The following is a 22727-nucleotide window of genomic DNA, read 5'->3' as shown; positions in this document are numbered from 1 at the left end:
GGCAGGGCAGGTCAGCCGCGCTTGCGCGACCAGCGCACGCCCTGCGGGGTGTCTTCCAGCACGATGCCTTCGGCGGCCAGCTGGTCGCGGATGGCGTCGGAACGAGCGAAGTCACGTGCCTGCTTGGCTGCCGCGCGTTCGTCGATCAAGCCCTGGATACGCGCATCGTCGTCGCTGTCGCCAGCGGCGTTGCCGAACCATTGCGCCGGATCGGCCTGCAGCAGGCCCAGGGCGAGGCCGGCGCCAAGCAGTTCACTCTTCAGGCGGGCGCGTTCGGCAGGATCGGTGGCGCGGCGCGCTTCACCGGCGATACGGGCCACTTCGGCCAGCGCCTGCGGCGTATTGAGATCGTCATCCAATGCCGCTTCGATCTCTGCCGGGATCACCGCGGTGGCGGCAACGTCGGCCAGCTCGCGCAGGGTGCCGTACAGGCGGTCGAGGGTGCGGCCGGACTGTTCGATCAGCGCATCGGACCAGTCCAGCGGCTGCCGGTAGTGGGCCGACAGCAACGCCAGGCGCAGCGCCTCGGGGGCATGCCTGCGCACCAGGTCGTGGACGCGCTCGATGTTGCCGATCGACTTGCTCATCTTCGCGCCGCCGAAGTTGAGCATGCCGTTATGCAGCCAGAAGCGCGCGAACACCTTGCCGCCGTGCGCGCACTCGCTCTGTGCGATCTCGTTTTCGTGGTGCGGGAACTGCAGGTCGACGCCGCCGGCATGGATGTCGATGGTCTCGCCCAGGTGCGCGGCGGCCATCGCCGAGCATTCGATGTGCCAGCCCGGACGGCCGCGGCCCCAGGGCGATTCCCAGCCCGGCAGGTCGTCGCTGGACGGCTTCCACAGCACGAAGTCGCCGGGGGCGCGCTTGTAGGGAGCGACCTCGACCCGGGCGCCGGCCAGCATCTCGTCCGGATCGCGGCGCGACAGCTTGCCGTAGCCCTCGAAACTGCCGACGGCGAACAGCACGTGGCCCTCGGCGGCGTAGGCATGCCCGCTGCTGACCAGCTGCTCGATCATGGTGATGATCTGCGCCATGTGCGCGGTCACTTCCGGCTCGATGTCCGGCGGCACCACGCCCAGCGCGGCCATGTCTTCACGGTAGGCAGCAGCGAAACGGTCGGTGATGGTGCTGATCGGCACGCCCTGCTCGCGCGCGGCGGTGTTGATCTTGTCGTCCACGTCGGTGATGTTGCGGGCGTAGCGCAGGGCACCGAAGCGCCGCCGCAGCAGGTCGGCCAGCACCCCGAACACCACCGGCCCACGGGCGTTGCCGATGTGCACGTAGTTGTAGACCGTCGGGCCGCACACATACAGGGTCGGACAGGCCGGATCGAGCGGAGTGAACGGTTCGAGCTGGCGAGTCAGGTTGTTGTGCAGGCGCAGGGTCATAGGTCTGTGACTGGGGGACAAGCCTGTGATTTTAGAACGTGTCGGGGCCCTTTGGGGGGACCGTTGCCACCGGTGGACGTCACCGGCGGCCGGGGTGGGGTGGGCAGGAACGGCGCGGACGGGTAATGTTCAGCCCCTTGCGGTCACCACTGCCTACACTATTGCCGTGTCCCTGCTCCCTTCGCCAATGAAAACCACCGCGTTGCTGACCCTGGCCTGCCTGTCGGCGCTGCCCGCCGTGGTCCTGGCCCAGGAGGCCGAGCCCCGCAACCGGGTGGTGATCGTGGAGAACGTGAAGTTCGACTACGCCCAGGTGCTCAACGTGGAGCCGGTGTTCCAGACCCTGCGTGCCACCCGCACCGAGGAGCACTGCGAGCCGGTCTCGACCCGTACCCTGGCCCCGGTCAATGTCACCGGCGAGGAGCCGGTGGAGGACAAGGGCCGCATCGGCCGCCTCTGGGATTCGGTTCGCTCGATGTTCAAGCGCAGCGACGAGGAGGTGCTGGAGGAACTGCCGGCCGAAGCCCCCGCCCCGGCGCCGGCCAACACGGGCCCGATGCTGACCCGGGACTGTCGTATCGTGCCCGTCGGACGCGAGTTCCGCCGCCCCATCGCCTATGACGTGGACTATGTCTACAAGGGCACCAAGTACCGTTCACGGCTGCCGGAAGACCCGGGCAACCGGCTGAAGATCCGGGTTTCGATCACCCCCTGGGTGGGCCCGGAGCAGGCTGCCGCCGGCACCCCCTGATTCTGCGACGCCGGCCTCTTGCGCCGGCCCCGGCCGCATGTAAAGATTGCCGACCAATGAAGCTCACCGACTTCCAGCACGACAGCAGCGCCGCCCGCCAGGCCACTGGCATGACGTCGCGTGCCCGTCGACCGGAACCCCACATTCTCGCTGGGTAATCCGGAGCTTTCTGCTGTTCGTCCGAAAAAAACCCAGCCCGCCGGCTGGGTTTTTTCGTTTCCGCGTTCTGAAAGCTTCATCTGCAACCTTTTCGTACCACCCTGGTTCCCGGTTTTCCCTTCCACCTTCCACCGCGTCGACCCTCGGCGCCGCTCATGCAAGGAATGATGATGTCCCCCAAGCACTTCCTGAACACCCAGGACTGGAGCCGCAGCGAACTTGACGCGCTGCTGACCCAGGCTGCGCTGTTCAAGCGCAACAAGCTCGGCGACCAGCTCAAGGGCAAGTCGATCGCGCTGGTGTTCTTCAATCCGTCCATGCGCACCCGCACCAGTTTCGAGCTGGGCGCGTTCCAGCTCGGTGCCCACGCAGTGGTGCTGCAGCCGGGCAAGGATGCATGGCCGATCGAGTTCAACCTCGGCACGGTGATGGACGGCGATACCGAAGAGCACATCGCTGAAGTAGCCAAGGTGCTCGGCCGCTACTGCGACATCATTGCCGTGCGCGCGTTCCCGAAGTTCGTCGACTGGGCCTACGACCGCCAGGACGTCGTGCTCGAGAGTTTCGCCAGATACTCGCCGGTGCCGGTGATCAACATGGAGACCATCACCCATCCGTGCCAGGAACTGGCGCACGTGATGGCCCTGCAGGAGCATTTCGGTACCCAGGACCTGCGCGGCAAGAAGTACGTGCTGACCTGGACCTACCACCCCAAGCCGCTGAACACCGCAGTGGCCAACTCGGCGCTGACCATCGCCACCCGCATGGGCATGGACGTGACGCTGCTGTGCCCGACCGCCGACTACATCCTCGACGAGCGCTACATGGGCTGGGCCGAGCAGAACGTGGCCGAGAGCGGTGGTTCGCTGAAGATCAGCCATGACATCGACAGTGCCTATGCCGGTGCCGACGTGGTCTACGCCAAGAGCTGGGGCGCGCTGCCGTTCTTCGGCAACTGGGAGCCGGAGAAGCCGATCCGCGACCAGTTCAAGCACTTCATCGTCGACGAGCGGAAGATGGCCCTGACCAACAACGGCGTGTTCAGCCACTGCCTGCCGCTGCGTCGCAACGTCAAGGCGACCGATGGCGTGATGGATTCGCCGCAGTGCATCGCCATCAACGAAGCCGAGAATCGCCTGCATGTGCAGAAGGCGATCATGGCTGCTGTTGCCGGCCGCTGATTTTCGTACGTCGTTCACGCATTCCAGACAATCCGCCGGGCATGGCCCGGCGCTACCAGGACATACCCCCCATGAGCAACAAAGACGTCGTTCTCGCCTTCTCCGGCGGCCTTGATACCAGCTTCTGCGTGCCGTACCTGCAGGAGCGCGGCTACAACGTGCATACCGTGTTCGCCGATACCGGCGGCGTGGATGACGAAGAGCGCGATTTCATCGAGAAGCGTGCCGCCGAGCTGGGTGTCACCAGCCACCAGACCGTCGATGGCGGTCCGGCCATCTGGTCCGGCTTCGTCAAGCCGTTCGTGTGGGCCGGCGAGGGCTACCAGGGCCAGTACCCGCTGCTGGTGTCGGACCGTTACCTGATCGTCGATGCCGCGCTCAAGCGCGCTGCCGAACTGGGCACCAACATCATCGCCCACGGCTGCACCGGCATGGGCAACGACCAGGTGCGCTTCGACCTGGCAGTGAAGGCCCTGGGCGACTACCAGATCATCGCGCCGATCCGCGAGATCCAGAAGGAACACACCCAGACCCGCGCCTACGAGCAGAAGTACCTGGAAGAGCGTGGCTTCGGCGTGCGCGCCAAGCAGCAGGCCTACACCATCAACGAGAACCTGCTGGGCCTGACCATGTCCGGCGGCGAGATCGATCGTTGGGAAGCACCGGGCGAGGGCGCCCGTGGCTGGTGCGCGCCGCGCGCCGAGTGGCCGGAACAGGCGCTGACCGTCACCCTGAAGTTCGTCGAAGGCGAAGCCGTCGAGCTCGACGGCAAGGCACTGCCGGGCGAGCAGATCCTGGCCCAGCTCAACAAGCTGTTCGCCCCCTACGGCGTCGGCCGTGGCGTGTACACCGGCGACACCGTGATCGGCCTGAAGGGCCGCATCGTGTTCGAGGCACCGGGCCTGGTCTCGCTGCTGGCCGCGCACCGCGCGCTGGAAGACGCGGTGCTGACCAAGCAGCAGAACCGCTTCAAGCCGGACGTGGCGCGCAAGTGGGTGGAACTGGTGTACGAAGGCTTCTACCACGACCCGCTGAAGACCGACATCGAAGCCTTCCTGAAGTCTTCGCAGGCCAAGGTCAACGGCGAAGTGGTGCTGGAAACCCGTGGCGGCCGCGTCGACGCCGTTGCGGTGAAGTCGCCGCACCTGCTCAACACCAAGGGCGCCACCTATGCGCAGTCGGCCGACTGGGGCGTGGAAGAAGCCGAGGGCTTCATCAAGCTGTTCGGCATGAGCTCCACCCTCTACGCGCAGGTCAACCGCTGAGCGGTTGACCACGCATTCCACCTCAACCCCGCGCCGTTGGCGCGGCGCACGCATTCCGGTAGCGCCGGGCCATGCCGGCGGATGCTGGCAGCACGATATCCATGCCGGGCCATGCCCGGCGGAATTCCACAGGAACTGTTGATTCATGCTTGAACAGACGCTCGATCACCTGCAGGCACTGGTGTCCTTCGACACCCGCAACCCGCCGCGTGCGATCACCACCGGTGGCATCTTCGATTACCTGCGCGACAACCTGCCCGGGTTCAATGTGGAGGTGATCGACCATGGCGCAGGCGCGGTCAGCCTGTATGCCGTGCGCGGCACGCCGAAGTACCTGTTCAACGTGCATCTGGACACCGTGCCGGACTCGCCGCACTGGAGTGCCGACCCGCACGTGATGCGCCGCCTGGACGACCGCGTGGTCGGCCTTGGCGTGTGTGACATCAAGGGCGCGGCTGCGGCGCTGGTGGCGGCTGCCAATGCCAGTGATGGCGACGCGGCCTTCCTGTTCTCCAGCGATGAAGAAGCCAACGATCCGCGCTGCATCGCGGCGTTCCTGGCCCGGGGCATTGCGTACGAAGCGGTGCTGGTGGCCGAACCGACCATGAGCGAGGCGGTGCTCGCCCATCGTGGCATCAGCTCGGTACTGATGCAGTTCGCCGGCCGTGCCGGCCATGCGTCGGGCAAGCAGGATGCAGCCGCCAGTGCGCTGCACCAGGCGATGCGCTGGGGCAACCGCGCGCTGGACCATGTCCAATCGCTGGCCTCGGCACGCTTCGGTGGATTGACCGGCCTGCGCTTCAACATCGGGCGCGTGGAAGGTGGCATCAAGGCCAACATGATCGCACCGGCGGCGGAAGTGCGTTTTGGTTTCCGGCCGCTGCCGTCGATGGATATCGATGCGCTGCTGGCGACCTTCGCCGGCTTCGCCGAACCGGAAGCGGCGCTGTTCACCGAAACCTTCCGTGGCCCCAGCCTGCCGGCAGGGGATATCGCCGAAGCCGAGCACCGCCGCCTGCTGGCGCGCGACGTGGCCGACGCGCTGGACCTGCCGATCGGCAACGCGGTGGACTTCTGGACCGAGGCGTCGCTGTTCTCGGCCGGTGGCTACACCACGATGGTGTTCGGTCCGGGCGACATCGCCCAGGCCCACACCGCCGATGAGTTCGTGACGCTGGAGCAGCTGCAGCGCTACACCGACGCCGTACACCGGATCATCGCCGCCGGCGCCTGATCGACCCACAACGCCGCTGCGCTTCTGCGCGGCGGAACTGCAACGCGGCGACCGCCGCCTGTGACGAAACCGAAATGTCTCCTGCCCTCCAGCCCCACCGCCAGACCCGCCAGACCATCGTGCGCCTGCTCTCGAGCATGGCCAGCGCGAAGGAGATCAGCCAGTACCTCAAGCGCTTTTCGCAGCTGGACGCCAAGCGCTTCGCCGTGGTCAAGGTCGGCGGCGCGGTGCTGCGCGACGATCTCGACGCGCTGACCTCCTCGCTGTCGTTCCTGCAGGAAGTCGGCCTGACCCCGATCGTGCTGCACGGCGCCGGCCCGCAGCTGGATGCGGAACTGTCGGCCGCCGGCATTGAAAAGCAGACGGTCAACGGCCTGCGGGTGACCTCGCCGGAAGCGCTGGCGATCGTGCGCCGGGTGTTCCAGCAATCCAACCTGCGCCTGGTCGAAGCGCTGCAGCAGAATGGCGCGCGCGCCACCTCCATCACCGGCGGCGTGTTCGAGGCGGAGTACCTGGGCCTGGACACCTACGGCCTGGTCGGCGAGGTGAAGAAGGTCAACCTGGCGCCGATCGAGGCCAGCCTGCGTGCCGGCTCGATCCCGGTCATCACCAGCCTGGGCGAGACCGCCGGTGGGCAGATCCTCAACGTCAATGCCGACTTCGCCGCCAACGAACTGGTGCAGGAGCTGCAGCCGTACAAGATCATCTTCCTGACCGGTACCGGCGGCCTGCTGGACGAGCAGGGCAGCGTGATTGATTCGATCAACCTGTCCACCGAGTACGACCACCTGATCGCACAACCGTGGATCCACGGTGGCATGAAGGTGAAAATCGAACAGATCAAGTCCCTGCTGGACCGGTTGCCGCTGGAATCGTCGGTGTCGATCACCCGGCCGGCCGACCTGGCCAAGGAACTGTTCACCCACAAGGGCTCGGGAACGCTGGTGCGCAAGGGCGAGAAGGTGCTGCGTGCAACCGCCTGGAGCGAGCTGGACCTGCCGCGCCTGAAGGGCCTGATCGAATCCAGTTTCGGCCGCACCCTGGTGCCGGACTATTTCGAGAGGACCACGCTGCTGCGCGCGTACGTCAGCGAGAACTACCGCACGGCGGTGATCCTCACCGATGAGGCCGAGGGCGTGTACCTGGACAAGTTCGCCGTGCTCGATGATGCGCAGGGCGAAGGGCTTGGCCGCGCGGTCTGGAACGTGATGCGCGAGGAAACCCCGCAGCTGTTCTGGCGCTCGCGCAACGGCAACCCGATCAACCACTTCTACTACGCCGAGTCCGATGGCTGCTACAAGCAGGGTCATTGGAAGGTGTTCTGGTACGGTGCCGATGGCATCGACCGGATCAGGACCTATGTCGACCACTGCGCGGTGCGTGCGCCGAGCCTGGAGGGCTGAGCGCGATGAACCACGCAGACTGGACCCGGGTACCCACGTTGACCGGCACGCATGCGCGGCTGGAACCGCTGCAGATGAGCCACATCGACGGCCTGCGCGGCGCGTTGGGCGAAGGCGCGCTGTCCAGGCTCTGGTACACCCAGGTGCCCGATGCGAAGGCCATGACCGGCTATGTGCAGGCCGCGCTGCAGGCACAGGCCGAAGGCAAGGTGCTGCCGTTCGTGGTGTTCGATGCCAACGACCAGATCGTCGGCACCACCCGTTACTACGATATGCAACCGGACGTACCGCGGCTGAGCATCGGCTACACCTGGTATGGCGAATCGGTGCAGCGCACCGGGGTCAACTCCGAAACCAAGCTGATGCTGCTCAGCCATGCCTTCGAGCGGCTGGAATGCCTGAGCGTGGTGTTTGAAACCAGCTGGTTCAACTTCACCTCGCGCACCGCGATCGCACGCCTGGGCGCCAAGCAGGATGGCGTGCTGCGCAATCACCGCCGGCATCCCGACGGCACGCCGCGCGACACCGTCATCTTCTCCATCATCGATGCGGAATGGCAGGGCGTGAAACGCCACCTGCAGCACCGCCTCGATTCGCACGCATGAGCACGCACGCATGAGCACTTCCTCCTCGTTCACCGTCGGCATCGTCGGCGCCCGCGGCCATACCGGCGCCGAGCTGATCCGCCTGGTCGCAGCGCATCCGAACCTGCAGCTGGGTTTCGTGTCCTCGCGCGAACTGGCCGGGCAGCGCGTGTCCGACCACTACCCGCAATGGCAGGGCGAACTGCAGTTCGAGAATCTCGACGCCGACGCCGTTGCCGCCAAGGGCGTGGACGCGGTGGTCCTGGCCCTGCCCAACGGCCTGGCCGCGCCGTTCGTGGCGGCGCTGGAGACGGCGAAGCCGGACACGGTGATCGTCGACCTGTCGGCCGACTACCGTTTCGACAACACCTGGTACTACGGCCTGCCCGAGCTTACCCGCAGCCGTTACCGCGGACAGAAGCACATCAGCAACCCCGGCTGCTATGCCACCGCGATGCAGCTGGCGATCCATCCGTTGCTGGATCTGCTGGCTGGCCCGCCGCAGTGCTTCGGTGTGTCCGGCTACTCGGGTGCGGGCACCTCGCCGTCGGACAAGAACAACGTTGAACTGCTGGCCGACAACCTGATGCCGTACGCGCTGACCAACCACGTGCATGAGCGCGAGGTTTCCGTGCAGCTGGGCGTGGCGGTCGAATTCATGCCGCACGTCGCGCCGCATTTCCGTGGCATCACCCTCACCGCCAACCTGTGGTTGAACCGCGTGCAGACCCGCGAGCAGATCGTCGAGCGCTTCCAGCAGGCCTACGCCGGTGAAGCACTCATCGAGGTCGTGGACGAGGCGCCGTGGGTGAGCCGCATCGCTGGCCGCCACGGTGCCCAGGTCGGCGGCTTCACGCTCGCCCCGGGCGGCAAGCGGGTGGTGGTGGTGGCGACCCTGGACAACCTGCTCAAGGGCGCGGCCACCCAGGCCATGCAGAACCTCAATCTTGCGCTGGGCATCGACGAACTGACGTCGATCCCGCACTGAAACCGTACAGGAGCTCCCCATGGCAGACCTTCTTTGGCAGAAGCCAGGCGTCGCTGTCGATGCCCAGATCCAGACCTTCCTCGCCGGCGACGACGTGATCCTCGATCGCGAGTTCTTCCTGCATGACATTGCTGCCAGCGCCGCGCATGCGCAGGGCCTGCAGCACATCGGCATCCTCAGCGCCGACGAACTGGCCGGGTTGCTGCGTGAACTTGAGGTGCTGGCACAGGACTTCCGCGAAGGCCGCTTCGTACTGGATACGCAGTATGAGGATGGCCATTCGGCGATCGAGGCACGGTTGACCGAACGCCTGGGTGATGCCGGCCGCAAGATCCACACCGGCCGCAGCCGCAACGACCAGATCCTGGTCGCCACCCGGTTGTGGTTGAAGGAAAAGCTGCAGCGCGTGGCGCAGGTCAGCGCCGAAGTGGCAAAGGTGGCACTTGACCGTGCGCAGGCCGAGCAGCATCTGCCGATTCCCGGTTACACGCACATCCAGCGTGCCGTGGTGTCCTCGGCCGGCATGTGGTGGGCCGGTTGGGCCGAAGCCTTCATCGACAACGCCGTGCGTGCCCGCGATACCCATGCACTGGTCGATGCCAATCCGCTTGGCACCGCCGCCGGTTACGGCGTGAACCTGCCGCTGGATCGCGAGCACACCACCGCCGCGCTCGGCTTTTCGCGCATGCAGATTTCGCCGATCTACGCGCAGCTGTCGCGTGGCAAGTTCGAACTGGCTGCGCTGGAAGCGCTGGGCGGCGCGACCCTGGACCTGCGCCGCATTGCCTGGGACCTGTCGCTGTTCACCAGCGCCGAATTCGGTTTCGTCGCGTTGCCGGCGCAGTACACCACCGGCAGTTCGATCATGCCCAACAAGCGCAATCCGGACGTGATCGAGCTGATGCGGGCGACCCATGCCAGCGTCGCCGCTGCACGCACCGAAATCGAGCAGCTGCTGTCGCTGCCGTCGGGCTACCACCGCGACCTGCAGTCGTCCAAGGGCGCCATCTTCCACGGCTTCGGGCGCGGCCTGGCCGCGCTTGAACTGCTGCCGGCGCTGCTGGCCAACCTGGAATGGCGCGATGACAAGCTGCGTGCAGCGATCGATTCGGGGATGTATGCCACCGATGTCGCGGTGGAAGCTGCGGTAGCGGGCGTACCGTTCCGCGAGGCCTACAAGGCTGCTGCTGCCGGTGCCGACAGTGCCGGGCAGGGGCGCACGCCGGAAGGCAGCCTGGCGGCGCGCGTATCGCCGGGTTCGGCGTCGGACCTGCGCCTGGATGAACTGCGCGCGCGCTGGCAGGCGCTGTCCTGATGGCCGGCACCGTCTACCTGGTGCTGGCGATGCGCCTGCCGGGCTTCACCGACGCCGTGGTGCAGCCGCACCGCGACTTCCTCGATGCGTTGCAGGCCGAGGGCCGGCTGCAGCTGACCGGCGGCTTTGCCGACGGCAGCGGTGGCGCCTATGTGCTGTGCAACCTCGACAGCCTCGCGCAGGCGCAGGCCATCGTCGCCACCGATCCGCTGGTGACGATGCAGGCATCGGCGCTGAGCGTCCATGAATGGAATACCCGCTGAGGCGCCCCTGATGACTGTCCACGCCGCCCACGTTGCATCGCCGTTCCCCGAACAAGCGCTGCCGTCGTGGCGGCGCGCCGTGCTCAAGGTTGGCAGCAGCCTGCTGGCCGCCGACGGTGGTGGCCTGTCGCCGCGCCACGCGCTGGGCCTGGCCCAGTTCGTTTCGGCCAACGTGCTGGCCGGGCGCGAGGTCGTCATCGTTTCCTCCGGCGCGGTCGCTGCCGGCCGCGCGATCCTGCCCCGGGCCGATGAACCCGGTGCTGCGATGGCGGCGCGGCAGGCGTTGGCGGCCCTGGGCCAGGCGCAGCTGATCGGTCTGTGGCAGCGCTTCTTCGAGCGCCCGGTGGCGCAGGTGCTGCTGACCCATGACGATCTGCGCAACCGCCGCCGCTATCTCAATGCGCGGGCAACCCTCAACGAGCTGCTGCGGCTGGGCGCGCTGCCGGTGGTCAACGAGAACGACACCGTTTCGGTGGATGAGCTCAAGCTCGGTGATAACGACAACCTGGCCGCGACGGTGGCAGCGCTGGTCGATGCCGATGCGCTGTTCATCGCCACCGACATCGACGGTCTCTACAGTGCCGATCCGCGCACGCATGCCGATGCCCGGCCACTGCATGAAGTGGCCGAGTTGAACGATGCCGTGCTGGCGATGGCTGGCGGCGCCGGTTCGGTCGCCGGTACCGGCGGCATGCGCACCAAGCTGGAGGCCGCAGCCAAGGCCGGCCGTGTTGGCATCGAAACCTACCTGTTCAACGGCCGCAGTGGCGAGGTGGTGCGCGCGCTGGCGCAGGATCGCCTGTTCGGCACCCGTATCCATGCAGCACGCAGCCGTGAGGCGGCCCGCAAGCACTGGCTGCGCCACGCTCCGCTCGCCGAAGGCGCGATCCTGATCGATGCCGGCGCCGCCCAGGCGATGCGCGAGAAGGGGGCATCGCTGTTGCCCGGTGGCATCACCGGTGCCGACGGCGCGTTCCGGCGCGGTGACATGGTGCAGGTATGCTGGAACACCGACGCCGGCCGGGTGTGCGTGGCCCGTGGTGTGAGCCAGTACGCCGCAGATGACGTGCGCCGCATTGCCGGCCGCCACACCCGCGACATCCAGACCGTGCTCGGCTACAACTACGGCGGTACCGTCGTCCATCGCGACGATCTGGTGCTGCCATGAACCCACTGCAGGATATGCCGATGAGTGAAATCGAATCGCAGGCCCGTGCCTGCCGCGACGCGGCCCAGGTGGTTGCCGGCCTGGACAGCGATGCGCGCAGGGCACTGCTGCAGGCGATGGCGCAGGCGCTGGAGGTCAATGCCGGACAGATTCTTGCAGGCAATGCACGCGACCTGGCCGCCGCCCGCGACAAAGGTGTGGGCAGCGCGATGCTCGACCGCCTGGCACTGGATCCGGCGCGCCTGCTGGCGATGGCCGACGCCGTGCGCGAGGTGGCCGGCCTGCCGGACCCGGTCGGGCAGGTGACCCGCGATGACGTGCGCCCGAACGGCATCCGCGTCCAGAAAGTGCGCGTGCCGCTGGGAGTGATCGCGATGATCTACGAAGCACGCCCGAACGTGACCGCCGAAGCCGCCGCGCTGTGCCTGAAGGCGGGCAACGGCGTGATCCTGCGTGGCGGCTCGGAGGCGATCCATTCCAATACCGCCATCGCCCAGGCGTTGGCGGGGGCATTGAAGGCCAACGGCGTGCCCCCTGCCGCTGTGACGGTGCTGACCGACCTGCGTCGCGAAGCAATGCTGGAACTGCTGCAGCTGCACGAACTGATCGACCTGGCCATCCCGCGCGGTGGCGAAGGCCTGATCCGCTTCGTCGCCGAGCACGCACGGGTCCCGGTGATCAAGCACTACAAGGGCGTTTGCCACCTGTTCGTCGATGCCAGTGCCGATCTCGACAAGTCAGTCGATCTGCTGGTGGACGGCAAGTGCAGTCGCCCGTCCGCGTGCAATTCACTGGAAACCCTGCTGGTGCACCGGGACATTGCCGCAGCGTTCCTGCCGCGTGCTGCACAGGCGCTGGCCGAACGTGGCGTGCAGCTGCGCGCAGACGAGCGCGCGCAGCCATTGCTGCCGGGAAGCACCGCGGCCAGCGAAGACGACTATGCCGCCGAATTCCTTGATCTGGTACTGGCGGTCCGCGTGGTCGACGATCTTGATGCAGCGATCGCGCACATCCGTACCTATACCTCCGACCACACCGAAGTGATCGCCACTGAAGACGTAGCCAGTGCCGAGCGTTTCGTCAGCGCATTGCGCTCGGCGGTGGTGATGGTCAACGCGTCTTCGCGTTTTTCCGATGGTGGCCAGCTTGGCCTCGGCAGCGAGATCGGCATCTCCACCACGCGCCTGCACGCCTATGGCCCGATGGGGCTGGAAGCGCTGACAGTCGAACGGTTCGTGGTGCGCGGCGAAGGCCAGGTCCGAAGGTAGGGTCACAGCCGGGCTGCGCCCGGCACCCGCAGAGGCCACGGCAACAGCCGAAGCAACAGCAACGGCAACAGCCGAAGCAACAGCAACGGCAACAGCCGAAGCAACAGCGGGGTTCCTGCGGGATGGCGGGGTGGGTCCGGTTGCGGGGGACGCCGTGAACCCGTCCATGGGGGCTTGGCCGCGCCATCCATGGCGCTCACACCCCCGCAACCGGACCCACCCCGCCTTCGACAGATCTCCGCAATCTGTCGGGATGGCATGACTTGCTCTTGGTGGGTGTCGACCCTGGTCGACACGTAGATCCACGCCATGCGTGGATGCTCTTTGATGAATTGTCGACTATTCGATTTCGATGGAGATTCATCCACGCATGGCGTGGATCTACCAGATTGCGGAAATCTGTCAGAGGTGGGGCGGTGTGGGTAGGCAGGACCGTTGGCGCCATGGATGGCGCCATCGAGCCCCCATGGATGGGTTTACGGCGTGTCCTGCCTGCCCATACCGCCCCGCCATCCCACTGACTGCCAGCTGTTGCTGTTGCTTCGGCCTCTGCGGGTGCCGGGCGCCGCCCGGCCGAACCCCCGTTACCTCAACAGCTGCGCGGTCATGCCCAGCGGCCGTGCATGCTCATCCATGTGCAGGGTGATGGCCTTGGCACCGAACATCTGTTCGGCAAGCTGATCGCTGGCACCCAGCGAATGGGCGATCTCCGCACGACTTGCGTCCTCGTGCGGGCCGCGCCGTTCCTTGCCGGAGAAGCGGTAGCGGTTGTACTCGGCCCAGGCGATCAGCAGCAGCGCACAGCACGCCAGGATCACCGGCAGGGCGATGATCACGAACGGGTCCAGGTGCTGCTTGCGCTCGTACAGCTGCAGCCACGCCAGCTGCCCACCGAGCAACCAGGACACCAGCGTGACCAGCGGTGCCCACAGGTAGAAGTAGAACCCCCAGAATGCCAGGGTCACAAAGCCCCAGGCAGTGCGCTGCAGGCGGGGCTGCTTGCGCGGTTTCTGGATCAGGCGCGAGTCGAAGCGGTTGGACGGCGTCCTGGCAGTCGTCTGGCGATGTGCGTTCATCGGATACCTCTGTCTGGGCTGACCCAGGTGGCTCGCTTGCCACGCCGCCGGAGAAGGGTCTTCGGCAGCGCCACCAGCGTGGTGAACAGGCTGATCAACCAGTACGCCATCGGGTACCAGATGACCCAGAAATAGTTGCGGCCGATATGCGTTTCGTAACGCCTGTCGATGATCAGGCTGCTGGCGAACTGCAGCAGGCAGACCAGGGCCAGGATCACGCCATGCCATTGCGGCAGCAACGTGTCGATGTACAGCGACGGCGGCATCGGGATGAACTTGCCCACTGCCCACAGCAGGATGATCACCAGCATGGTGTAGGCCCACAGCACGCTGAGGATGTATTCCAGCAGCACGCCCCACATCCGCCGCTTGCGCCAGCTGAACAACGAGGAGCCGTGGCGCAGCAGGACTTCCACGCCGCCCTGTGCCCAGCGCAGTCGCTGCCGCCACAGGCCCTTCAGCGTTTCCGGCATCAGGATGAAGCACAGCGCATTGGGCTCGTAACGGATGTCCCAATGATCCAGCTGCAGCCGCCAGCTGATGTCGATGTCCTCGGTGACCATGTCATCGGCCCAGTAGCCGATGCGATGCAGGGCGGTGCGACGGAACGCGGCAATGACGCCGGACACGGTGAAGATGCGGCCGTACACGCGTTGGGCGCGCTTGATCATGCCGATGATCGAGGAGAACTCCGCCACCTGCAGGCGGCCGAGCAGGGTGGAGCGGTTGCGGATGCGCGGGTTGCCGGTCACCGCACCCACGCGTGGGCCGCTGGTCAGGTGCCAGACCATCCAGTGCATGGCGAACTCTTCCAGCATGGCATCACCATCGATGCACACCAGGTACTCCGATCTCGCGGCCAGCGCGCCCATGCGCAACGCGTTGGCCTTGCCCAGGTTGCGGTCCAGGTGGACCACGCGCAGGCGCGGATGAAGCGCTGCAAGCGCGTCCAGGCGGGTGCCGGTGTCGTCGGTGCTGCCATCGTTGATGGCGATCACCTCAAAGTCCGGATAGCGCTGGGCCAATGCCGCGCCGAGGGTGTCGTCCAGGTTCGCCGATTCGTTGTGGCACGGGATCAGCAGGCTGGCGAACGGATACTCCGCCATCGGTGGTGGGTCGTTGCGCGGCCGCGACTTCCGCTCACGGCGGAAGAAGTAGTACAGGCCCCCGGACATCCAGAAGAACGCCATCACCATGGGGTAGAAGAAGGCGAACTGGAACATGGCGTTGAGCCACGGATTCATGTCCACGTCACTTCTCCGGGTACGGGAAGTTGCGCGCGGACATCGCCGCGCGTGCATCCTGGGTCGACGGCTTGTCGGCGATGAAATCGTCCGGGTACCACGCGAAATGGCGCACGCCCTGTGCCTGCAGGCGGCGGATCTGCGCGCGCAGCTGTTCGCCGCTGATCGGCCGCTGCGTGCGCCAGTCCACGGTCTGCAGCTCGAACATCGTGTGCTTCAGCTCGGGGTCGTGCGCACGCACGGCCACCACCAGCTTGTCCAGCCAACGCTGCGGGCGGCGGCTGCCTTCCATCCATGGCATCGCCATCAGCGCGGTGCGGTCGTAGGCCTTGTTGAACAGGTCCAGGCGCTGGGCGAACCACGCCGCGCTCTGCGGCTCCAGCACCGGCTGCGCGTACAGGTTGCGCACGGTGCCCAGCTTGGGGCGCCAGCGTTGTGCGCTGTCACGCAGTTCCAGGGTGAAATCAATCAGCGCCTGGGTGCGGCCGCCGTCGCTGCCTTCCTGCGGCAGCTGGGCCAGTTCGGTATCGCGCACGTAGCCGTCATCGTGGAACAGCAGGCCTTCGAAATACGAATTGATCGCCAGGTCTTCGTAGATGTCCTTGATGATCTGCCGTGCCTGCGGCTTGGTGAAATCCAGGCGGTACATGCCATCGCGTTCCGGGCTCTGGATGCCCAGCGCCGCACGCTGCGCGGCGTCGGGCAGTTCATAGCCCAGCACCGGCAACCACGCATACACCTTCACCCCGGCACGGGTTTTCAGCTGCCAGGCGACGCGGTTGAACAGGTCCGCGCGCATCGGCAGGTGGCGGTTCGGGAAGTACAGGGCATCGGCGGTGTTGTTGCCGTCCGGATCGGCGAAGGCCTGCAGGTAGACATGGGTCGGGCCGATCCGCTTCACCCGCTCGATCAGCGCATCCAGGTTGCGCGCCTGCTGTGCAGGGTCACTGTCGTAGACCGAGTCCATATCGATCTGCAGTGCACGGGTGCCGTCCAGATTGACGTTGCGGCGCAGCTCGAAGGCCAGCGAGGTGATGTTCGGATTGCTGGTCACCAGCAGGCGTGCCAGGCCATGCAGGTCGGCCGTCACCGGCGTGCTGCGACCTTCCAGGTCGAAGGACACCGGCATGCCCAGCTGCTCGGCGATGTCGTTGCTCAACTGGTTGTAGGCGGCATACGGCCAGACGATCGCTTTCGGGCGTACACCCAGTTCCTTCTCGATGCGCTGCACGCTGCGGCCGAGATCGTCGCGCAGGCGCTTCTCGTACTCCTGCGCGCTTTCATAGCGCTGCGCCTTGGGGTCGTAGATGCGGGTGATCACCGCCGGGGTCTGGTTGCCCTGCGGGTTGGACTGCACGCCGTGGTGCAGGTTGTCGGTATGGCTGGCCAGTTCGATCAGGCCGCTGGCCTGCATCTCGCGCAGCTGGTCCCAGGTCAGGAAGTCGTCATGGCCGAAGGGACGGTAGCCGTAGTCGATGGTGCGGCCCGGTGCCATGTCCACGTAGTCGGTGATCACCGCCACCAGCGCCGGATAGTTGTACGCGCGCAGCAGCGGATAGACGCGGCTGTACACGCTGCGCAGGCCGTCGTCGAAGGTCAGCAGCACCGGCCGCGGCGGCAGCGTTGCTTCACCGCGCGAGGCCTTGATCAGCTGTGACAGCGACACCGGGTGATAGCCATGGGCGGACAGCCAGTCCAGGTGCGCGGCGAAGTTCTGCGTGCTGACCGCGTAGGCATCGCCGTCGGATTTTTCCAGCACATCATCGCGCACGTCGTGGTAGCTGAGGACCAGCAGGCCGTTGTCGGCCGCGTCCAGTTCCGCGGCCGAGCTGGCGCGCTGGGCTGCGGCAGGCAGGGCGAGGGCCAGCAGCGCCAGCAGCAGTACGGTCGTCAGGTTGCGAAGCATCCGTTCCATCTCATTCTCCCCAGCGCAGCGCGGCATCGAAGCCGATATGTCGTTCACGTTGGCCGTCGTAGACCGGCCGCGACCAACTCACGCCGTACTCGAGGATCCGCCCTTGATCGAACTGCCATTCGTGGCGATAGGCCACGGTTGGAATGATTGAACTGCCAAAACCTTCCTGCCAGTAGTTGCCCACCGACACTGTCAGGCGATGGCGGAAGTGGCGCTCGTAATGGCGCCACAGCTGTTGGTCGATGCGCAGGCCCACTTCCACCGAGCGATCCCGCGAGGGGTTGAAGTAGGGCGCATCGTCGCGGCTGCCACGGCTGGTGTAGACGCTGCCCAGGCCATCGATCAACAGGCGCGGGCGGGTCAACAGCCGTTGTTCGATCGCACTGTTCAGCGTATCGCGGCGGTTGCCATCGTCGTAACGGAACTGGCTGCCACCGAAGCTCCAGTGGGTGCGCTCGTTGCGCGTGTAGTCCACTGCAACCGCAACGCTGTCGGCGGTGATGCCGGCCACGCGTGCCTGCATCGAGGCTTCCGGATCATTGCGGGCAGCGGTCACGCCGGCATGCCAGCGATCATTGAACTGCCAGCCGAAGCCGCCGCGCAGGCCGGTGTCGCCGATGCTGTCGTTGGGGCGCATCACCGCCGCCTCGGCATCGAAGCGGTCGAAGCGGTAGCGCACGCCGGCACCGATCCACAGCGGGTCGATGTCCTGGTCCTGGAAGCTGACCGAACGGCGGTCGGCGAAGGCAAACAGGCGCCAGCGGTCGTTGAGAACCGGCGAGGCCACTTCCACGCCGTAGTGCAGGTCGTCGTTGCCCAGCGGAGAGGTGCCGCCACCGCCGGAACTGCGGCCACCCTCGACCTTGGCCAGCAGCTGCCAGCCGCGATGGGCGCGCCAGTCACGGTCCATGCGTTGCACCGCCGGCTGGCTTGGATAGCGTGCCAGCAGGTCGTCATGCAGCGGCCGCGCCAGGTCGTCGCGTTGCAGCTGCACGTAGGATTCGTACATGCCCAGGCGCGGCGCGATGTCACGCGGGTCCAGGGTATAGGCCATCTGGTGGCGCTCAAGCGCCCGCCGTGGCCAGCCGCGCATCTGGTAGACGCTGCCCAGTGAAGTCTGCAGGCTGCCATTGCCCGGGCCGACCTCGACCAGGGCTTCCAGTTCGCGCTGGGCCGTGGGCAGGTCGCCGCTGTAGGCCCGCACCATCCCCAGGTTCAGGTCGGCCTCGTAACGCGCCCAGTTCTGGAAGGGGGTCTTGCCGCCGCCCCAGCGCCAGGCCGGTTCGTCCTTCTGCCAGGCCTGCAGGTAGCCCACCGCCTTCTCCGCCTGCTCGGTTTCCAGATAGGCATAGGCCAGCTCCGAGCGTGTCTCGAAGCGTGAGGGATCGTTCTTTGCGGCGGCCTCCAGCAAGGGAATGGCCTCCTCCGGGTTCTGGGTGGCCATCAGCGAGTCGCCTACGGCTGGCAGCACGTAATCGGGCAGGGCATGGCCTTCGCGCTGCAGCGCCCGCGCCTCGTCGCGCACCTGCGCGTGGCGGGCCAGGCGGTTGAGCAGGATCAGCCGGTCCATGCGGATACGCAGCGGCGCCTGCGCCTGCGCGGTGCCATCGCGCTCGACGTACTGCTCCATTTCCGCCAGCGAAGCCTCGGCCTCGACAAGCCGGGTGTCTTCGCTTTCCCCGTAGGCCAGGCTCCAGTTGACCAGCTTGGCCACGTAGTTGGCCTCCAGCCGCGCTTTCTGGTCCTGGTCGAACAGGTTGGGCCGGGCCTGGTAAAGCCGCCAGGCGCGATGGGCGTTGCCGATGTCGCCCAGGGTCAGGACCTGCAGCTTGTACAGCAGGTCGTCGTTGGGCTCGCGCAGCTGCGCCCGCTCGATCGCTGCCAGTGCATCGACCCAGCGTGCCTGGTCACGGTAGTGCCCGATCTCGGCGAGCCGGTCGGCGCGCGTGATGACGGTGGGCGGCGAGGCCGCGTGGGCCCAGCACGCCAGAGTGGCGCAGGCCAGGCCGACGCACAGCGCCAGCGGACGATGAACAACCATGAGACCCCCTAAGCATCCATTGCTGAACGATGTGCTCAAAAGTGTGACGCACATCACATGCCAACTATAGCTGACGCTCTGCCAAAGCGCCTACTTCCTATCCGTACCTTGTTGACGGAGAGTCCTTGGATGACCGGCCAGCCCTGTCGCAACGCGTTGTCGCGCATACACTTTTCTGCTGTCCACTGTGGAACGGCGCGGGGCAGCCCGGGGCCGCCCTGTGGGGGCGTACCACGCTGGCAGGGCCGGTTCTGGACACGAAACGGGTCAGCTTTGGACACGCTACGTCACCCGCCGCGGTGGCGGTGTGTAGATCGCGGTAGTGGGGTGTGTGGGTCCGGCTTCACGGCGGCGGGCGTCAGCCTGCCGGTCCGGTCACCACAGGTCTTCCAGCTTGCGCGGCTTGCAGGCCACCCACGAGGCGCACAGCATCAGCAGCGCGCAGCCGAACAGGAAGGCGAAGGGCAGGGTCCAGCCCTCGCTGACGGTATGCAGCCAGCCGACCAGGAACGGGCCCAGGCAGCTGAAGCTGTAGCCCACGCCCTGCATGAAGCCGGACAGGGCCGCCGAACCGGTGGGGGTGCGCGTGCGCAGATTGATCAGGGTCAGCGCCAGCGGGAACGTGGACGGCCCGACGCCCAGCAGGCAGGCCCACAGCAACGGCGCCTTCATCGGGGCGAACAGCAGGCCGGCGAAGGCGATGACGAAGGCGGAGAAGCCGATCAGCACCAGCGGGAAGGGATTCTGCAGGCGCACCGCCAGCGATGGGATCACCAGCGATGGCAGCAGGCCCAGTGCCGAAAACACCGCGACCATCACCCCGCCGAAAGCGGGCGTGGCGCCGGCTTCGACCACGATGCGCGGCAGCCAGGTGAACATCGAATAGGTCATCAGCGAGGTCATGCCGAACATCAGCGTCATGCTCCAGCCCAACGACGTACGCCAGACCTTGCCGTGCGGCTGCGCGGTGGGGTCGTTGCTGTCCAGTACCGGCCTGGGCGCACTGCGTGCCAGCAGCATCCATGGCAGGGTCGCAGCCAACGCCAGCAGCGCCCACATGCCCAGCGACACCCGCCAGCCTGCGGCGTTGGCCACCGGCACCGCCAACAGCGCCGGCATCATCGTGCCCAGCTGCAGCACGCTGATGTACAGCGTGCTCATGGTGCCGACCTTGTTGGCGAAGTAGCGCTTCACCAACGGCGGCACCACCACGTTGCCGATGCCCATGCCCGCCAGTGCGATCACCGAGCCCAGCAGCAGGGTGCCGACATTGCCGGCGCTGGAGCGCAGCAGCAGGCCGGCGGCAGCCATCAGCATCGCCAGCAGGGTGGTGCGCTCAAGGCCCAGGCGTCGTGCCAGCGCCGGGGTGGCGACGCCGAACAGAGCGAACGACGCGGTCGGCAGCATGCCCAGTACGCCGGTCATGGTGGTGCCGAAGCCGAACTGCTGGCCCAGCACGTCCAGCAACGGGGTGATGGAGGTGACGGCGGTACGCAGGTTGACCGCCGCCAGCAGGATCGCGGCGAACGCCAGCACGCGCCCGTGCAGCAGTGATGGCGAAGGGGAGGTGGGCGAGGTCATGCGGTGTTCCTTGCAGGTGGCGCACGCCATGCAGAATGACGTGCAGCGCCCGCACCGGGCGCGGCCGGTGTGGCAGGTGGGGGAGTGGCGGCCATTGTACGTGGCCGGGCCGGGTCAGGTCCCCGGCGGCATCTGCTGATGGCGGCGTAGCCGGGTGTCCCGGATTCCAGGTACAAAAAAACCCGGAGGACACTGATGTCTTCCAGGCTTCTTGGTGACCACCGGAGTGGTCGGGGAGACAGGATTCGAACCTGCGACCTCTACGTCCCGAACGTAGCGCTCTACCAGACTGAGCTACACCCCGAAGGGAGCCGCCTATTCTAGCCATTTCCCCCGGTGGCGGCAAGGGGGAAGACCGTTCTGCTTCGCTGCCGTGGCAGCGACTCCTGCGGGAACAAAAAAGCCTGGAAGACTTCACCAGGCTTCAATGCGACCACCGAAGTGGTCGGGGAGACAGGATTCGAACCTGCGACCTCTACGTCCCGAACGTAGCGCTCTACCAGACTGAGCTACACCCCGAAGGAGCCGCCAAGAATACGGTGTGAAGGCCGTATCGGCAACCCTTTTTTACAGTTTCAACGCACTTCCTTGTCGGCGCGGGCGCTTTCGCGCGCTTCGAACCACATCCCGTTGAGGATGGCCACGACCGAAGCCAGGCCGGCGCCGAGAATCCAAGCGAAATACCACATGGTCAATCTCCTGTGTGCGAGGGGTGTGCCGACCCTGGGCCGGCACACGGGCAATCAGTACGCGTTGGGGTTGTCGTCCATGTCCTCGACCGTCGTCTTGCCCTTCAGCACGCGGTACACCCAGGTGGTGTAGGCGAGGATGATCGGCAGGAAGATGGCCGTGGCCAGCAGCATGACCCACAGCGTGAGGTGGCTGGACGAACTGTCCCAGACGGTCAGGCTGGAGGTGGGCTGGCTGGAGGACGGCAGCAGGAACGGGAAGATCGCAAAGCCGACGGTGAGGATGATGCCGGCAATGGACGCGCCCGAGGCGATGAAGGCCAGGCCGCCACGACGCGCGCGAAGCAGCACCGCGCTGGCAAGCGCACCCAGCAGGCCCAGCACCGGGAACACCAGCGTTGCCGGCATGCTGCTGTAGTTGCGCAGCCAGCCACCTGCGGCGGACCCCAGTTCGGCGGTCTTCAGCAGCGGATTGGTCGGCCCGTCGGTCACCACCTGCGAAGTGATCTGGTAGCCCGGCAGGCCGAAGGCCACCCAGGCGCCGGCAGCGGCGAACAGCACGAAGCTGATGATGGCGGCGATGCTGCCATAGCGCGCCGCACGTTCGGCCACCGGGCCGTCGGTCTTCAGCACCAGCATGGCCGCACCGTGCGACACCAGCATGGCCACGCTGATCAGGCCGGCGATGAGCGCGAACGGTGTCAGCAGGCCGAAGAACGAACCGGTGTAGGTCACGCGCAGGGTGTCATCGAAGTGGAACGGCACACCCAGCAGTACGTTGCCCACGGCGACGCCGGCAATCAGGCCCGGCAGCAGGCCACCGACGAACAGCACGCGGTCCCAGTTGTCGCGCCAGCGCTTGGACGGCAACTTGCTGCGGTACTTGAAGCCGACCGGGCGCAGGATCAGCCCGAACAGCATCGCAAACACCGCCAGGTAGAAGCCGGAGAAGCTGACCGCATACAGCGGCGGCCATGCGGCGAAGATCGCGCCGCCACCCAGCACCAACCAGACCTGGTTGCCTTCCCAGACCGGGCCGACGGTGTTGATCACCAGCCGGCGTTCTTCATCGGTCTTTGCCACGAACGGCAGCAGCGTGCCGACGCCAAGGTCGAAACCATCCATGACGGCCCAGCCGACCAGCAGGATGCCGAGCAGCAGCCACCAGATCACGCGGAGCGTGGTGTAATCAAGTGCAATGAATTCCATCTGGA

The 22727-nt window shown here is 66.4% G+C and carries 19 protein-coding genes and 2 tRNA genes; 11 read left to right on the top strand and 10 right to left on the bottom strand.

Annotated features, from left to right (window positions below):
- Positions 1-11: 11 nt before the first annotated feature.
- On the bottom strand, positions 12-1388 hold the full coding sequence (gene cysS, locus J2X70_RS06535; protein WP_309909519.1) for a cysteine--tRNA ligase: 1377 nt from the start codon (positions 1386-1388) through the stop codon (positions 12-14).
- 187 nt (positions 1389-1575) lie between these two features.
- Between cysS and J2X70_RS06530 the strand changes: the two genes are divergently transcribed.
- The 11 genes from J2X70_RS06530 (at position 1576) to J2X70_RS06480 (ending at position 12967) form a co-directional block, all read left to right on the top strand.
- Positions 1576-2139, top strand: a complete 564-nt coding sequence (locus J2X70_RS06530) for a hypothetical protein (RefSeq protein WP_025876420.1) — start codon at positions 1576-1578, stop codon at positions 2137-2139.
- A 329-nt stretch (positions 2140-2468) separates the two neighbouring features.
- Positions 2469-3479 (top strand): N-acetylornithine carbamoyltransferase, encoded by a 1011-nt coding sequence (locus J2X70_RS06525; protein ID WP_025876421.1) that lies wholly within the window; start codon positions 2469-2471, stop codon positions 3477-3479.
- Between the two features lie 71 nt (positions 3480-3550).
- A complete protein-coding gene (locus tag J2X70_RS06520; protein WP_025876423.1) occupies positions 3551-4744 on the top strand; it encodes an argininosuccinate synthase in 1194 nt (397 codons plus the stop codon).
- A gap of 145 nt (positions 4745-4889) precedes the next feature.
- Positions 4890-5978, top strand: coding sequence for an acetylornithine deacetylase (locus J2X70_RS06515; RefSeq protein ID WP_025876425.1), 1089 nt, complete (start codon positions 4890-4892; stop codon positions 5976-5978).
- A 74-nt stretch (positions 5979-6052) separates the two neighbouring features.
- Positions 6053-7381 (top strand): acetylglutamate kinase, encoded by a 1329-nt coding sequence (locus tag J2X70_RS06510; RefSeq protein ID WP_025876427.1) that lies wholly within the window; start codon positions 6053-6055, stop codon positions 7379-7381.
- A gap of 5 nt (positions 7382-7386) precedes the next feature.
- Positions 7387-7986 carry a GNAT family protein gene (locus tag J2X70_RS06505; RefSeq protein WP_263929110.1) on the top strand — a complete coding sequence of 200 codons (600 nt, stop codon included), beginning with the start codon at positions 7387-7389 and terminating at the stop codon, positions 7984-7986.
- A 10-nt stretch (positions 7987-7996) separates the two neighbouring features.
- Positions 7997-8953, top strand: coding sequence for an N-acetyl-gamma-glutamyl-phosphate reductase (argC, locus tag J2X70_RS06500; protein WP_032978728.1), 957 nt, complete (start codon positions 7997-7999; stop codon positions 8951-8953).
- A gap of 19 nt (positions 8954-8972) precedes the next feature.
- Positions 8973-10268, top strand: coding sequence for an argininosuccinate lyase (gene argH / locus J2X70_RS06495; RefSeq protein WP_223482854.1), 1296 nt, complete (start codon positions 8973-8975; stop codon positions 10266-10268).
- Positions 10268-10531: a YciI family protein gene (locus J2X70_RS06490; protein WP_025876435.1), complete on the top strand. Its 264-nt coding sequence runs from the start codon at positions 10268-10270 to the stop codon at positions 10529-10531. The genes argH and J2X70_RS06490 overlap by 1 nt, the downstream gene beginning before the upstream one ends.
- A gap of 10 nt (positions 10532-10541) precedes the next feature.
- Positions 10542-11699 carry a glutamate 5-kinase gene (gene proB / locus J2X70_RS06485; RefSeq protein WP_025876437.1) on the top strand — a complete coding sequence of 386 codons (1158 nt, stop codon included), beginning with the start codon at positions 10542-10544 and terminating at the stop codon, positions 11697-11699.
- Positions 11696-12967: a glutamate-5-semialdehyde dehydrogenase gene (locus tag J2X70_RS06480; RefSeq protein ID WP_099843088.1), complete on the top strand. Its 1272-nt coding sequence runs from the start codon at positions 11696-11698 to the stop codon at positions 12965-12967. Before proB ends, J2X70_RS06480 begins: the two co-directional genes overlap by 4 nt.
- Before the next feature lie 584 nt (positions 12968-13551).
- Here the strand turns inward: J2X70_RS06480 and pgaD are convergent.
- From pgaD to cydB, 9 genes are all read right to left on the bottom strand, one after another.
- Positions 13552-14043 carry a poly-beta-1,6-N-acetyl-D-glucosamine biosynthesis protein PgaD gene (gene pgaD, locus J2X70_RS06475; RefSeq protein WP_025876441.1) on the bottom strand — a complete coding sequence of 164 codons (492 nt, stop codon included), beginning with the start codon at positions 14041-14043 and terminating at the stop codon, positions 13552-13554.
- A complete protein-coding gene (gene pgaC, locus J2X70_RS06470) occupies positions 14040-15293 on the bottom strand; it encodes a poly-beta-1,6-N-acetyl-D-glucosamine synthase (RefSeq protein WP_025876444.1) in 1254 nt (417 codons plus the stop codon). The genes pgaD and pgaC overlap by 4 nt, the downstream gene beginning before the upstream one ends.
- Before the next feature lies 1 nt (position 15294).
- Positions 15295-17202 carry a poly-beta-1,6-N-acetyl-D-glucosamine N-deacetylase PgaB gene (gene pgaB, locus J2X70_RS06465; protein WP_025876446.1) on the bottom strand — a complete coding sequence of 636 codons (1908 nt, stop codon included), beginning with the start codon at positions 17200-17202 and terminating at the stop codon, positions 15295-15297.
- A gap of 1 nt (position 17203) precedes the next feature.
- Positions 17204-19243: a poly-beta-1,6 N-acetyl-D-glucosamine export porin PgaA gene (pgaA, locus tag J2X70_RS06460; protein ID WP_025876448.1), complete on the bottom strand. Its 2040-nt coding sequence runs from the start codon at positions 19241-19243 to the stop codon at positions 17204-17206.
- A 375-nt stretch (positions 19244-19618) separates the two neighbouring features.
- Positions 19619-20824, bottom strand: coding sequence for an MFS transporter (locus J2X70_RS06455; protein WP_088101727.1), 1206 nt, complete (start codon positions 20822-20824; stop codon positions 19619-19621).
- A gap of 227 nt (positions 20825-21051) precedes the next feature.
- A tRNA-Pro gene (locus tag J2X70_RS06450) sits at positions 21052-21128 on the bottom strand.
- Positions 21129-21266: 138 nt separating this feature from the next.
- A tRNA-Pro gene (locus tag J2X70_RS06445) sits at positions 21267-21343 on the bottom strand.
- A gap of 56 nt (positions 21344-21399) precedes the next feature.
- Positions 21400-21513 (bottom strand): cytochrome bd-I oxidase subunit CydX, encoded by a 114-nt coding sequence (gene cydX, locus J2X70_RS06440; RefSeq protein ID WP_025876452.1) that lies wholly within the window; start codon positions 21511-21513, stop codon positions 21400-21402.
- Between the two features lie 54 nt (positions 21514-21567).
- Entirely contained in the window at positions 21568-22722 is a 1155-nt protein-coding gene (cydB, locus tag J2X70_RS06435; protein WP_025876453.1) for a cytochrome d ubiquinol oxidase subunit II, read from the bottom strand.
- Positions 22723-22727 lie beyond the last annotated feature (5 nt).

It is taken from the genome of Stenotrophomonas sp. 1337 (genome assembly GCF_031455455.1).
GTDB lineage: Bacteria > Pseudomonadota > Gammaproteobacteria > Xanthomonadales > Xanthomonadaceae > Stenotrophomonas > Stenotrophomonas indicatrix.
The sequence above is the reverse complement of the archived record's forward strand: the minus strand, read 5'-3'. Positions and strand labels throughout refer to the sequence as shown.